Annotated in this window: 11 protein-coding genes; 3 read left to right on the top strand and 8 right to left on the bottom strand. The window is 60.7% G+C overall.

What is annotated here, in order from left to right:
- Positions 1-33 precede the first annotated feature (33 nt).
- From AC0NIE_RS31985 to AC0NIE_RS31965, 5 genes are all read right to left on the bottom strand, one after another.
- A complete protein-coding gene (locus AC0NIE_RS31985; protein WP_473488993.1) occupies positions 34-1,332 on the bottom strand; it encodes a hypothetical protein in 1,299 nt (432 codons plus the stop codon).
- 29 nt (positions 1,333-1,361) lie between these two features.
- Entirely contained in the window at positions 1,362-1,868 is a 507-nt protein-coding gene (locus AC0NIE_RS31980) for a hypothetical protein (RefSeq protein ID WP_473488994.1), read from the bottom strand.
- Positions 1,869-2,410: 542 nt separating this feature from the next.
- The gene (locus AC0NIE_RS31975) at positions 2,411-2,746 is read right to left on the bottom strand and encodes a helix-turn-helix domain-containing protein (RefSeq protein ID WP_473488995.1); all 336 of its coding nucleotides are present in this window, start codon (positions 2,744-2,746) and stop codon (positions 2,411-2,413) included.
- Positions 2,747-2,825: 79 nt separating this feature from the next.
- Positions 2,826-3,032, bottom strand: coding sequence for a hypothetical protein (locus AC0NIE_RS31970; protein WP_473489006.1), 207 nt, complete (start codon positions 3,030-3,032; stop codon positions 2,826-2,828).
- Between the two features lie 274 nt (positions 3,033-3,306).
- The gene (locus AC0NIE_RS31965; RefSeq protein ID WP_473488996.1) at positions 3,307-4,215 is read right to left on the bottom strand and encodes a BRCT domain-containing protein; all 909 of its coding nucleotides are present in this window, start codon (positions 4,213-4,215) and stop codon (positions 3,307-3,309) included.
- A 612-nt stretch (positions 4,216-4,827) separates the two neighbouring features.
- Between AC0NIE_RS31965 and AC0NIE_RS31960 the strand changes: the two genes are divergently transcribed.
- Entirely contained in the window at positions 4,828-5,121 is a 294-nt protein-coding gene (locus AC0NIE_RS31960) for a hypothetical protein (RefSeq protein ID WP_473488997.1), read from the top strand.
- Between the two features lie 384 nt (positions 5,122-5,505).
- On the opposite strand, the gene AC0NIE_RS31955 is transcribed toward AC0NIE_RS31960, so the two are convergent.
- Positions 5,506-5,835, bottom strand: a complete 330-nt coding sequence (locus AC0NIE_RS31955; RefSeq protein WP_473479318.1) for a helix-turn-helix domain-containing protein — start codon at positions 5,833-5,835, stop codon at positions 5,506-5,508.
- A gap of 783 nt (positions 5,836-6,618) precedes the next feature.
- Between AC0NIE_RS31955 and AC0NIE_RS31950 the strand changes: the two genes are divergently transcribed.
- Both AC0NIE_RS31950 and AC0NIE_RS31945 read left to right on the top strand, forming a co-directional pair.
- Complete coding sequence (locus AC0NIE_RS31950; RefSeq protein WP_473488998.1) at positions 6,619-6,963, top strand: hypothetical protein; 345 nt, start codon at positions 6,619-6,621, stop codon at positions 6,961-6,963.
- A 405-nt stretch (positions 6,964-7,368) separates the two neighbouring features.
- Positions 7,369-7,965 (top strand): DUF6088 family protein, encoded by a 597-nt coding sequence (locus AC0NIE_RS31945; protein ID WP_473488999.1) that lies wholly within the window; start codon positions 7,369-7,371, stop codon positions 7,963-7,965.
- A 252-nt stretch (positions 7,966-8,217) separates the two neighbouring features.
- Here AC0NIE_RS31945 and AC0NIE_RS31940 read toward each other — a convergent pair whose 3' ends face one another.
- Complete coding sequence (locus AC0NIE_RS31940; RefSeq protein ID WP_473489007.1) at positions 8,218-8,736, bottom strand: (2Fe-2S)-binding protein; 519 nt, start codon at positions 8,734-8,736, stop codon at positions 8,218-8,220.
- A gap of 23 nt (positions 8,737-8,759) precedes the next feature.
- A complete protein-coding gene (locus AC0NIE_RS31935) occupies positions 8,760-11,582 on the bottom strand; it encodes a xanthine dehydrogenase family protein molybdopterin-binding subunit (protein ID WP_473489000.1) in 2,823 nt (940 codons plus the stop codon).
- Positions 11,583-13,825 lie beyond the last annotated feature (2,243 nt).

Genomic DNA, 13,825 nt, shown 5'->3' with positions numbered 1-13,825 from the left:
ACGGTGCTCTCTTGGGCCTCCAGTGCTTCGCCGCTAGCTCTCGAATCCCTCCTTCGGCGACCATCGCCTCGTCTCGAATTTTCGCGGGCGAAAAGGGTCGCCCACCAAGGCCAGGCCATCGCGGAACAGCGCGTAATTATAGTCAGAGCCGTCGGCACGCCGGCCTCGGCTGTCCTCGCGAATACCGAACCCAGCGGGATCAAAGCTGGGCAGGTCGAGTCGTTCGGGACGATCGTCACCACCGGCTCGGATAATACCGGTGAGGCTATCGAGGAACGCCCTGCAGGCAGTCTCCTCCATGACGAACAAACAAACGGACTCGCCCAGCAAACCGCGAACGATAGTGTCTCCAATGGCAAGCTGTCGCCAATTCGGATCGCCCCAGAGCTCATCGTGCCACCAATAGGGGCGTAGAGCCGGCCAGATCGAGAAAGCGTTGCCAAGATACCAACGGCCGGCATAAGGAAATCGGACAAAGGTGACTGGTCCGGATTCCACGGGAAACTCGCCAGCCGTATTGATCCAATCGATCCAGTTGACGACGGGGCTCACGCCCATCACCAGGAAGTTCGACCGGTGCGTCGCCAGCGCCATTTGCGTTGTCACACCGCGGCCAACAGGCGGCTCGCTCGCAGGCGGCGGAGCCTTTTTCCTTGGTTTCGGAATCCGCGTTTCAGCTACGCTCAGAAAGGCGCCAGACGTGCCCGGCTTCGAGCCAAAGGCTACGGAATAGCCGTGGATGACGTGGCCGAAGGGCGACCCCACATTCACATAGGGTTTCACCTGCCTTGCATATTTGCGCTTTGCTTGCGCGGCGACAGTCTGTGCCGTGGCGTTGGCGGCGAATGAACCGTGGGCTTCAGCCAGCACGATACCGAGGCCGTCAACGTTCCCGCCATCGTAAAGAAAATCCGCATGCGGATCGAGCGCGCTGGACAGGCAGGCCGCGTTCGCGCGCCAGACATATCCCAAGGCGTTCATATAGAGATCGGTTATTCCAGCTCCGCAGCGCGCGGTGAACAGCGTCCGTTCGGTGTCGGCGAGGTCCGCAAAGTCATCCGTGAGTTCGAACATCGGCGCGTTCGAGATCAAGCATTCCAGTTGAGCGAGTGCGCTCTTCTGAAGGCCCGCCAGCAGTTGCGGTCGAGCCTGACGTGTCGTCGCCGTTCTGGCGACCGCCGCCGCCAGCGCGACGGGAGAGAACGTCAGGGTCGACGCAGCCTGAGGGGCTTCGAAATGCGGTGATACCGGGCTAGGAACATGTCTGTGCTTTGTATGGATCGCCAAGCCGATCGTGACCTCGACATCCCACAATTCGACAGTTGCACTCACCACGTTCATCCGTCCCCCAAAGAGCCCAACTATTTTGTACTCGCCTTGGCGGTGATGTCGAAGTCGGGAATTGAAAGGCCGACGATCAAGTTGATGAACGTCTTCGCTTCAGCAATAGCGGCCTCGGCTTCTTTCGCATTGCTGAACGTGCCTTGATGCACGACCCCGTTTCGAACAGCATTGATGTTCTCAGCCGACTTGATGAGTGATTTCGCGGTGTTGCTCTTGGCCGGGTGAGCAAAGTAAACGGGCACAAACAGGCGCGTCACCTTGCCGTGCAGACCGTTCGCCCACCGCAGGAACTGGTCGATAATCGCCGCATCGAATTCGGTTTGGCGAGCCCATTCAGTTCGAATTGCGTAGTTTGCAGCTATTTCAGCCGCCGTGGCGCATCGCACGATTGCGGCGGAAGGCTCATCCCTCAGATGGAGCCCGGACAGCTTGTTCCACTGCGATTGCAGTTTTTCGAGATCGGAACGCTCGTTATAAGGCTTCTTGGATGTCTTCCTGTGGGTCTCGTCTACTGCTGTTGTCATATTCCCCCCGTCCTTCTTAACAATGGGCTTCCGCTAATATCATTGACGCCAAACTCTCCCATGGCACTAAATACCAACTCCCATGCGATCAACAGTCTAACGACTTGGCGTGTCTAGGAAAACAGTAGTCGCATCGAATGCTGGCTCATGCTGTTAGAGTTCTCATGAATCGCGAACGCAGAGTGAGCATGATCATGCCATGTCCCCAGGGGGGAAAGCCTTCCCCCTGCCGGGCCACGGTCGCCGGCACACCCCCTTCTGCGGTGAGACCCCGCAACGCCCCCATTAGACGAAGAGGGGGGACCGGGTGTCCGTGACGGGTTAAGGGTCGGAGAAAAGGTCTCCGATATGTCAGCCGCGGCGAACGGATCGGCCGCGTGTCGTCCGAATAGCTCTCACGCCCGGCGGACGAACGCTATCTGTCACTCAACCAACTGATGGATTCCGTGCGTAACCGGGCCGAGCGTAGCCGGACGGGGGTGGAAGCGCGCTCATCCATGTGGAGGCAACCCGCACAGATACCGAGCGGCTGGCCCTCAAAGTCAGCCATCGCGGGACGATCCGGTTGGCCGCTTGAAGTGGACATGCTTGGGCAGGTCGGCCCTGGCGAGCGCCTGACCGACGCTGTCGTTGCTGATGTCGGCGACCTGGCTCAGGCCGTCGAGGAGGCCGAGCGCCTGCAGGACGCCGGCATAAATGCCGACGCCGACGTTGGTGTCCCCGGCTTCGACCCTTTGCAGCGTCGAGCGAGACGTGAAGGCGCGCTCGGCGACGACCGCCATCGGCAACCGCCGGCGTCGACGGGCATCATGGATGTCCGCCCCAAGCTTGCGCAGCGCGCGCCGCACCGCAGCCGGAGGGTTGTGTGGAGTAGGCATTATGTCACCTTCGCGCTACAGACTAAGCTGGTTATGTAGCACGAAGATTACAATTTATCTAGCCCATTGAGATCTCATCTCAATAGAGAACGAAGGTCCTATCTTGCCGCCGTGACGGCCTCGACCGGGACCCTGCGGACGTCGGCGATCGCGGCGACCGTGTTTTCACGTCAGCGGAGCTCGCTGGGACGACCGTCGACCTGAGGAAAGGGCCGTCTGTCTCCGTCAGTATCCGATCGATGGGCAAGTCGCAGACGAGAGAGCGGCCGCGATCCGAACGCGTCATCTCGGCATTGAGGGAGAAATAGCAGCCGAGCGTTGCCGCACGTCGAACCAATGAAGCACGACGGTGCCGCGATCCTCCGGGAGATACTGTTCGTGCAGGTGCCGCCGCTGCTCGCCTTAAAAAACTGTCAGAAAAGGGCGGCGAGCGCCCAGACCACCCACACGTATCAGGATTCACTAAGGCCCAGGTGTTCAGGCTCCGCGCTTCCGACGCGACCAGGCTCTGAAGCTGCACCTCCAAGATAATAGGTTTTCCCTTTGCCGGATGGAGGCGGTCAGAAACCCAACGCTTTGGCCAGCATCGGTTCAAGAACCAGATGCGGCCGACCTCCCTTTTCGCGAAGCTCCATTGCCCTTATGATCTTCGTGCCTTCGTGGCTGTGCTTCCAGTCCCGAGACGCTTCGGCCGCGACGATGAGGTAGTCGGTCTGGCCGCAGACGGTGTCCTTCCAATCACCGCCGCGTTCGCAAATCATCGCAGCGACTGCCTTTCGCGGGCCGATGGCGAATTTTCCCGTGAGGACGAACATCCGGCTCGGAATCACGAACTGGCTTGCATCCTCCAAGGCGCCGTCAATGACACCCACATTGCCGAAGGTAGGCAGCCCCGTGTCTGTCGCGCTGTCGCCGACAAGACGGGCAATCCACCCGCATATGTCTTCTGCCTCGTCGGCGGTTATGCGACCGTCAGCAAAAGACCTTCTGGCAGTTTCTCCGAGAGATGCCACGCGGCTGTCTCTGCGCAGGACCACACTCGAGTCCAACTTGGACAGCAGTTTTTCGACCTCTGCTGGCGTGATGGAGTTGTCGCAGGCGATACCGGCACAGAATCCGTAGAACTCGTTGACTTCGTCCTTGTCGTCAGCGGCGACAAACTCCCGTGAGCGTATGCCGATTATCGTTTCAAGGACGGCGTAGATCTCTTCGGGCGCGTTACCCCAAATGTCCAGATCGCGGATGAGCTCGGCAGCATCATCGTCGTGAAGAAGGGACAGGAACTGCTCAGCTTCGACCCTGAGTGGCGGCATCTCCGCCCGCTCGACCCGCTCGCTGGCCATCACGCCCTTCAAGAACCCGAGCCAGTACCCCAACGCCTTGCGGTGATTTGCCTGCGCATGGACTCTGCCGAGCGCGGCCCCTTCGTGTTCGAGTTTACCGCTCCTTCCGCGGAACACTTCAACCATTGTCGCCCCCCCTGACGCTACTTTTCGATTGTAGCAGACATCACAACACTCATCTATCCGCCGACTAGAGAACGCGTGCCGAAACCGGAAGGCTTAATCCCCTTAGCTCCTTGCTTTCGAAATGGTAGGGCCAGGTTGCCACCCCCAGGAACAGCGTTTCGCCGAGCGGCCGACCAAAGAAGACGCTCTGGACTCACCAAGGATCAGGCCGCCTGAACCCGGTCCGCCTCCGACGCGCTCTGTCCCTCGCGCAGCCGTGCTCGTCCTCAAGGGACGCTCCGCTCAAGCCCTTGCGGAGTGCGCGCGCCTGCGCTTGACGGGACGCGCGACGGCGGCTCCGGGGATCAGGCTTGGGTTCCAGGCCGCTTCGTGCGGGAACCTAAAGCTCGGAGACCGCCTTTCGCCCACTATGCCGACACTGTTCTGTCCCTGGCGCTGCCGTGCTTGTCACCTTTGATTGCATCTGCCGAATTCTCGCGTATCCTGCGGCTGCGCATGTGAGTACAAGGTGGCGCCTGGCGCTTCGACGAGCCACCCCAGCAAGAATCAGCGTCGGCATGGCGACCGAAATGCTGAGGCAAGAGACCGCCACTCCTGAAGGAAACGTTCGTCATGGATTCCCATGCCGTTATTGCGTCCCTGCCAGTCGCCGGGGCCGACCGTACTGTGCTTATCGAGGCCGCCAACGCCGCGTTCGAAAGGGTCATTGAGCGGATTCAGCCGGCCAACGAGAAGCTGACTCGCACCCTTTGGGACGCCGAGTCCTATATCGATAATGAAATCACGGCAGACATGTTGCCGATTTCACGGAACGAGGCTGCGTACCTCGTCGACGTGTTCCTGGTGCATCATGTCATTGGATTAACTGTCGCAGCAGACGAGGAGGCCGCTGAATCCCGGCCGTGAACCTCCCCGGAGGCAGTTCGATCTGCCTGCTGCAATCTCGCGGGCAGCGCGATCAATGCAGTGACCTTTGCCGCCACCTCTTCAAGGGTGGCGGTGAGCCGGTTTATCTGGGAGGCGGTGGCGGCCAGTTCCGGGCCGTAGCGGTGACGAGATATTCCGGTTCTGGCTAAGGGACTGGAGATGCTTGGCCGTCTTCGCGCGAAGGCGCAGGCCCGCCTCCAGGGCGTGCTCCGTGCGTCTCGAAAGGTCGTGCTGCAGTTTGCGGATCTGATTGGGATATGCCCACGATGGAGCAAAGCGCGGTCGGGTTAGAGTTCATTGGCATGCCGAGTAGCCGCGCGATGGAGTGGCCGTTCCGACGGCCTCTCCCCAAGACTTAGACTACTAGGGAGACGGCGCCGCCACTTCGTCCTCCATGTCGAGCGATTTTTCGACTGCCTCCGGATTCCGGGCGATGGTCCAAAGCAGAGTATTCGCCGCTGCATCCGGTTCCGAGCGACCTTGCTCCCAGTTTCGAAGCGTTGCCAGATCGAGGCCATACCTCACGGCGAACGCCTCCTGGGACAGCTTGGTGCTATCCCGAACTTCGCGAACGCTTATCGGCCGCGGCGCATGAACCTTCGCGATCACTCCTGCGGACGAGAGTTCGTCCTTCAGTGCCCGCAGGTCGTCGACGCAAGGAACAGTCACGAACGCCTTGCCCTGATCGACCATCTCCGTGAGGACCGCATGGGCCGTCCTCAGCGGCAGCTGTCTCCTGACGAGAACCCTAGCAGCCTCAGGAGTATTCGCGCCGTGTAGAAAGCTGAGGCTCAGCCGGACGGGAGAGCCTGACGACACCTGGACGACGTCCCGGGTTCGCACCCGTTGTCCGAACCGCTCCATGAACTTCGATGTAGTCGACATTAAGCTTCTCCGCGATCACTCGATCGAGCTTGCGCAATTTGGACCAACCCCATTGGACCTGGGCATCGCCTCCAATATGGAGGTCACGGACAACAAGATGGTTGCTGCCCATCTCCACGTCCCCCAATAGCTGAAGCACGCCATCGGGCGTGACGACATCAAAGAGGAGGCATGGGTCTCCGAAATTTCAGCGTCCACAATGAGTTCGATATCATCGGGCTGCACACGCGTTCCCTACGCAAATTGCTTATAGAAAGTATGTCAGGTGCTGGCGAGGGTCAAGGCCGCACCGGTCTTCGAATTGGCGCGGTGCTAGCACTCCCGAATCGTGCCAACTTGGCGCTGCCGGGCCGCTCGGACGAGGTGAAAACTCCCGCTGCGAGCTTGGCCCGGGAGCGCCTACGACCTGGTGCTCCGAGTGGACCCCGCCAACGGGTCGGTTGCAGCCGTGGCATCCCTCCCTTCGGAGAGCTTCAGCAACGCAACTCCGGGGCCGCCAACAACCGTTTTATTTTTGGGTATTTGAAAAAACACCTTGACTGCTATGTTGCTAAAATCGATTTTTGTTAAACGGAACCTGCGGAAATCCCGATGACGAAGACAGCTGTACGTATGCGTCGCGGCCAAGAATCCGTGGGCAAGCGAACGAGAACCCTTCCCAAACTGGCTGAGAAATTGCAGATGCATCGCTTGGCCAGGATTAACGCCGTCCTGCAGAGGGCGGAAGAATCCGGCCTGCGCGCTGAGAAGGACGGCAGGATTGCGGGACGGGTGAGTGCTGATCTCATTAAGATGGCCAAAGCTCGAACCGGATTGACATCTGATGCCGAGCTCGTCGAATTTGCGTTGGCCAATGTGGCTCTGGAAGACGACTTCGGCGAGACCTTCAGGAAAACACGCGGAACTGTGGATCCGACGCTGAAGCTCGGATTCTGAATTGGCCGATTTCGACTTTGGTGCGGCCGTAAGATGGTCGCGATTTGATTCCCAAAAACCTTGAGCCGCGGCCCCGACATGGAGCTGCCGATCATCGGCAACCCTCGTCGGGCCTGAAGTTCCGGGCGAAGGCGGCAATGAATCCAGCCATCTTCGGCAGTCGCCCGACCCGGGATGCCTCATTCGTCCACGCAGGACGGCCCCAAGACCTGCGGCAGCCTTGATCCCGTTCCAAAAAAGCTCAATGCAGACTTCCGGTTATGCACAGGCAGGCCGCGTCATAATTTGGATGGGATATAGCGTCCAGATTTGGCCATAGCCGATCTTGAACTGTTCTTTCTAATCAATACGATAAGAGACAATTCGGTCAGAACTCGAATCTTCTCTCTGACAGGAGCTGATGCCATGGAAGGGGTCACGCGGGCGGTTCAAATGCGTACGAAAAGAGCCAAGGAAGGTGCTTTGCTCACTTCGAAGGAATTCGTTGGCTCTGGAAACCCTGCGGCAGCCGATCAAGCTCTGAGCAGACTTGCCAAAAAGGGCGAACTGGCGCGCGTCTACAGGGGAATGTACACGCCCTACAGGAAGACGCCGTATGGATATGTGCTGCCGGAAGCGGAAGCCGTCGTGAAGTCGTACGCTTCCTTGTCAGGTGAGAAGGTCGTCAATACCGGTGCTACGGCGGCGAACCAGCTCGGCCTGACGACACAAGTTCCGGTTCAAACAGTCTTTCTCACGACCGGAAAGTCGAAGAACCTGAAACTTGGCCGCTGCACAATACGCCTCAAGCACGCGCCCGCCTGGATCACGAGCCTGCCAAAGAACAGGTCGGGCGAAGCCATCCGGGCAATCGCGCACCTTGGCCGAGCTAACGGTGTCCACTACGCGAAGTTGCTCAAGAACAGACTGACACCCGAGGAATGGACTCGCGTAGTCGCCCTCAAGGGGAAAGTGCCAGCTTGGGTCCATGCGGCGATCTCGAAAGCAGAAAATGAGCGGTGAACCGTTCTTCGATTTGAAACGGGGCCAAGAAGAGACGCTCTTCTGGACCGCTTCGGCAACATTGGGACGCGAGCCGCATATTCTTGCGAGGCGTGCCGCGCAAGCGCAGGCACGGACGAGAACTATTTGACCGTACCGCGGCAAGCAAAAGGAACACGCCCAGGTGCCGGAAACAGAAACGCCCGTATTGGCTGCACGTCGACCTGATGTTTGCCGCAGGCCAAATATCCAGGAACGCCTCATCGCCGGACCTCAGCCCTGTACCAGGCCGGGCGTGCTCAGGATCACGTGACGGACCGCCTCATAATAACGGACATAACCGGTGCAACGACAAATGTGCGGCGCAAGCGCCTGCTCGATCGTGCGTTCGACATCCGCCCTACGGACCGGCTTCTCTTTGAGATGCTCAACCAGCACGGTTGCACCGGTGACAAAGCCCGGCGTGCAATAGCCGCACTGGAACGAAAAACGTTCGACGAAGGCCTGCTGAATCGCCGAGAGCCGGACGACATCGCCATTCGCGTCGCGTTTGGCATGCGCTTCGATGGTGCGGACGGACTTGCCCTCGAAGAAATGCGCTCCGGTGATGCAGCTCCGCATCTCGCTAGAATTTCCTGCCGGCCCATCGAGAATGATCGCGCAGGCGTGGCAGATGCCTTGGCCGCAGCCAAGCCGCGAGCCCGTGAGGTTGAGATATTCGTGCAGGAAGTCGATCATCATCAGATCGTCGGGTACGTCGACCGGGCCGACCTTGCGATCGTTGACGGTCATCGAAAGTGGTCGCGTGGCGACGGTCACGGGAGGGCCTCCAAAATCCTTTCCGGCGTGATCGGCGTTTGATAAAAACGCTTGCCGATGGCGTGGTTGACGGCATTGACGATCGCCGGAACGATCGCGATCATCACGACCTCAGCCATTCCCTTTGGTGGGTCGATTTCGGAAAGCGGCGCCAACACCTCCGATGTCTGTGTCCAGACCGCGACATCCCTGGCATGCGGCAGGCGATACCGGTTCCAGTTCCACGTCCCGTCGCCGGGACCGTCCTCATAGAGCGGCAATTCCTCGAGCAGGGCGTGGCCGACGCCCATAGCCAGGCCGCCTTGGAGCTGACCCGAGACGAGTTCCGGCACGATTTGAGTGCCGCATTCGAGGATGGAATGATGTGCAAGGAGCTTCACGTCGCCTGAGGCGGTGTCCACTGCGATTTCGGCGATCGTCGCTACGCCCGTGTAACAGGTGCCGGCGGCGTTCTGGCGCTTTACCGGCGGATAGAAGACCTGGCGCCGGTCGAGAAAATGGAAGCCGCCGCAGGTCATCAGCGCCTTCAAACCAGCCGGCGCGCTTTGGCCATAGCAGACCGAAAGCGCGTCGACCGGCAAGCGGACGGCGCCGACGTTCGGCACATCGAACACCGCCTCGGCCCATTGCCAGCGGTTGAACACATGGACGCTGACTCCCGTGACCAGGCCGAGCCTGTGCGCCGCCGCCGCGAGTTGTTCCAGTGCGAGCGGCTCCATCCCTCCAGCCGTCAATTTGCCATCTGCGATCCGCACGTCCGCCATGTCGACAGCGAGCGGCCCCGCCCGCCCGCCGCCCGGTCCACTCGACCAGAGCGCGACCGCAGCCGGCCAGAGCGACAGGCGCAGCAGCGCCCGCGCCGCCGTCCGCGTGGCGTGGCCGACGAAATAGGCGCTGTTTGAGGCGCTCATCGGTGAAATAAACGAGGGCGTCCAGCGCGGATTGCGTGCCAGCGCGTCCTCCCTGTCCTGCGGCGTCGTATAGGGCTCCTCGGTGGAGACGAGAGGCATCTCGGGCCAGTCGACGATTCCGAAGGCATAGTCGTGCGGCACCCGGCCGATGATGTCGGCGACCATCACCGCCTGAGAGGTGGTCAGGCCCGTGCCGATATCATTCCCGTTCTGGCGCATTGTGAGCCGGCCGGACGGATCGAATGACAGCGTGGTCACCGCTGCCTCGGCTCCGGTGCCGTAATCCTTCTGCACCTGCGCGAAACCGATGCCATAGCACTTACCCGGATTGGCGGTATCGAACGCCGCTTTGTTCGCAGCGCGATCCCTCCACAATGGATGGGCACGGGCCCGCTTCAAGACCTCCTCGGTCCTTAGCGCCTCGCCGGCAATGGCGCCCTGCGAGTTCTTCATGCCGGTCTTCAACGCGTTCTTGAGGCGAAGCTCGATCGGATCGATGCCGAGCAGTTCGGCCGCCTCATCGACCATCATCTCGGTAGCGGCCATGGTCTGCAGCGTTCCGTAACCGCGCGTCGAGCCAGCATCGACAGCGCGTGAAGCGCGGACCTCGACCGAGAAATCGCTCTTCGGCAGATAATAGATGCTCTGCGCCGCGCTGGCCCCGACCTTGCCAACGTCGGGCGAGAAATTGCGCCGTCCTCCGGCATCCGTGCGATGGTTGCCTTTCATGATGCGGAAAGCGTGCGTGGAGCGATCCACGACAAGCGTGTTCTCCATCCAGAAGGCATGGCGCTTCAACCCCATCTGGAACTGCTCGAACCGATCGTTGGCAAGACGCACCGGCCGCCCGTCGCCATAGAGGCCTGCCAGGATGGCGTAGTAGGGAAAGATCGAATGATCCTTGGTACCGTATCCGACCGTGTAACCGATCGAAAGGTCGAGCGCCTTCACCGCGAACCGCGATTTCGACAGCATTTCCAACGTCGAGGTCGCCACCTCATAAGGCGATTGGGTCGCGATGAGTGCGTGCAGGGTCGAACTGCCCGGCTCGAACCAGACATTGCCATTGTCGGCTTCCATCGCGCAGGCGTCGGTCGACTGCGAGAAATAGCTTCGCTTCAGGACCAATGCGTCGTCGCCGGCAGCCGTGATCTCACGCTCGATCTCGCCCGCCGCCCACATGGCGCGGGCCGCCGCATCGCCGCTCTGATCCGGCTTCGGCCAGACGACCTGATCGCCGTCGAAACTGCCGTAGATGGTGGTGCCTTCGAGCGGAGCGGTTTCATCCGATATCGTACCGCCGATGCGCACGAACCGGCTGGCGCCGTAATGAGGTGGCGTTTCGTAGCCGCCGACCGCGCCCCAGCGCACGATGCCCTTGGCGAAACGGACCAACCGCTTGGCCGCGTCGAACCGCGCGAAATCCTTGTAGATCAAGAGCGCGACTGGCTGACCGAGCAGGCGCGGAATGCGCCCCTTCGGCACCAGGAACATGTCGCCATAGAAGCCGGGAGCCGTCGTTTCCGGCGGCGCAAGACCATCGCGCACAAGGTCTTCGCCGACTATCAATCGGTCGGGCTTGAGACCTTCGCCCAGCAGTGAGAGGTCCAGCCCGTCCAACGGGGCGTCGGCCCGGGTGCCGCGGATCAGGAAGGCGTGGCTCTGTTGCTGCGGCCAGCCCGTAATGTCACGGGCGCGAAAATCGCGGGTGAAGGTCTTTTCCCCGGTGACCTTGGCCACGGCGTCCATCCGAAAACGCGGCCGACCGTCCGGTCCGATCCAGTTTGGTGAACTGCCGGGAGAATTGGCAATGGGCGCAGCGGGCCGGCCCAGAAAACCGATCTTGACGGCGATCCCCGCGCCAGCCGCCGCTGCGATGAACTGGCGCCGCGAAACCCTGCCGCTCATGCCGTCTCCCCGAACGGCCGAGAGCCCGACCCCACACCCGGCCGGCTCGCCTCACCTATGTACTCCCGACTCGGGGCCATTTCGCCATTCCGGCATCGCCGACAAACGGAACGGCCTTGCCCGGTCATGAAAAATCGCCGGGCCTTTGCGTCAGTCCGCAAGATTGAAGCGCATGACTTCTGCTTCGCATCCGAATGTCCTGATAGACATGTCCTCTGTTGTGAGCCCTTCCGAAGGAGATGGTCGAGCTCGATGTGGTCGGGCGACGCCGGCTGGCTTGCGGTGGTGTGTCCCCTTTCACCACGCGGAATCGACATTGTGATCTTTCCCTTCCTGCATCCGTGCCACGTGATCGGGCGGCTATTTTCACAGCCAAGAGTGGCCGCCACCTGCAGAGCTCCCGCCAAACCCAGCAGCGGCGCGGTTCCCGAAACGTCCAGTCACGTTTGCAATGCGCGTGTTGGAATCGGTGAATCTGCGACACATTACCGGCACGGTTTGGCCACGAAGCTGCCACAACTTCCCACGACATAGCCGGCGTTGCCTGAGACGGTTCGGTCCGGCACCGGCTCAAACAAGCCCCCCCGCCCGAGGGTCAGTGCCGGATCGAACCACTTCTTGAGGGACTCAAGTCGAGCCCCAATGCGCTCAACAGAAGCAAGCTGATCCGCTTCATTGATGCGTGGTCTCCCAACTTGCACAGCGCGGCAAAGACCTGCACAGCAACAATGGTTTGAGGCGCGCCTCGGCTTCAGGCGAGTGGCAACTCTGGCCGGCTCCACGATGCCGTTGTGAGAGGCTCCTTCAAAGTAGCAACCTAATGCTGGTCGCTAAGCAGGCTTGCATACCCGTCGCCGCTGTCGATGCTCCCATCTAGTTGGTTTCCTCAACCGGCCTGATGGTCCACGATCACGTCGATGTTGCAGTGATCGTGGTAGATTTCGGTCACTGTGCCTTGGGTCTGGCTGTAGATCGGCTCCCTGTTCCCATGGTCGTGGTCGAATTAAATGTTGGAACCGTGTACAGCCGGGTCTCAGGCTTTCCCACGTGAAAACACGCTTACCGTCTATCTTGCTCTCCCGCATCGGGGTAGCCCAGGGCGTGAAATGCCGCTTTGTAGGATCGGCCTCTAACGATATAGGCCTGCGTCCATCTGTTCCAACCTCTGGCAGCCAGGCAAAGTCGACAGCGCGACCGACGCAATGATGCCTGTCGTGTTCATTCCTGGGATTTCCCTCTCGGTGTATCGCGGTTCCGTGCAACGTTTGAGGATCATCTGCTGCACTGAGCGTGCCAAAAGAAAAAGGTTTCAATTACGCGGTTTATGAGCCGCCCTTGTCGGTCGGACCTCTGACTTTGTTGCAAAGCCGACACTGTCGTCATGGCTGGCCACAGGGCTTGGGATCTTCGGTCGCGACCACGCAAGCCAGAGCTGACTCGGCGACGAGGCGGGGGCATCGGCAAAAGACGCAACACGTTGAATTGCCCAAAAACAGGCATGGTGTCAGGATGGCTGCATTCCCGCGGTAATACCAATGGCGTCTGACAAGCAGAGCGCGTCGGCGCCACTTGCACCCTCATCCATCGAACTCTTTTGACCCGATCGTAGGACCATCCACAGTTGGCCCCGGACAGGAGCGCGAGAAACCGACCGTCTTTGGGGAAAGGTTTCTGTGAGTCGAGGGGATTGCAGCCAAAGCAAGTTAGTCGATGGCGGGCCTGCATCAATGCGGTTGGGGCGCAAAGCCGCGCGGCAATTGCACCCGGTCAAGGTGGCGCTGAAGTATGCCGTCCTTTCCGAGGTGGCTGCGCCAGGCGACTCCCGTTGAGAAAACCCCGGAACAAAGGCATTGAAGACGTCGCGATCGCCCAGCCGACGGTTGGCTCGCCGCGGGCTGGTGCTGACGACCGCGGCACATAGACGACAGGCGGCCGCGTCGAGAACGGAGCGGCATTGCGCGATGCCGTGCTGCCCGCCCGCGCGCGTTTTTGCCGTCGGACCTTTGCTCCTCGCCTGGCGCCGGTTGGGCCGGGGGATTGCCACGGGTGGCCTGCGGCAGGAATGCCTTGGCGGTGGCATGGTACAGCGATGCTATTGGCGCGGCGCGGCGCAAATTGCCGGTCAGGTCGCGACTGATTTCCTTGCCGAGGGAGCACGACAGCTCGGCCGCGGCTGATCAGCCGGAGTGGGCGATGGTCCTCATCGAAACCGTCGAGCATGCAAGCCTGCGCCCAAAGGAGAA

The organism is Mesorhizobium sp. WSM4842 (assembly GCF_055901575.1).
This window is presented reverse-complemented; position numbering and strand designations above follow the sequence as displayed.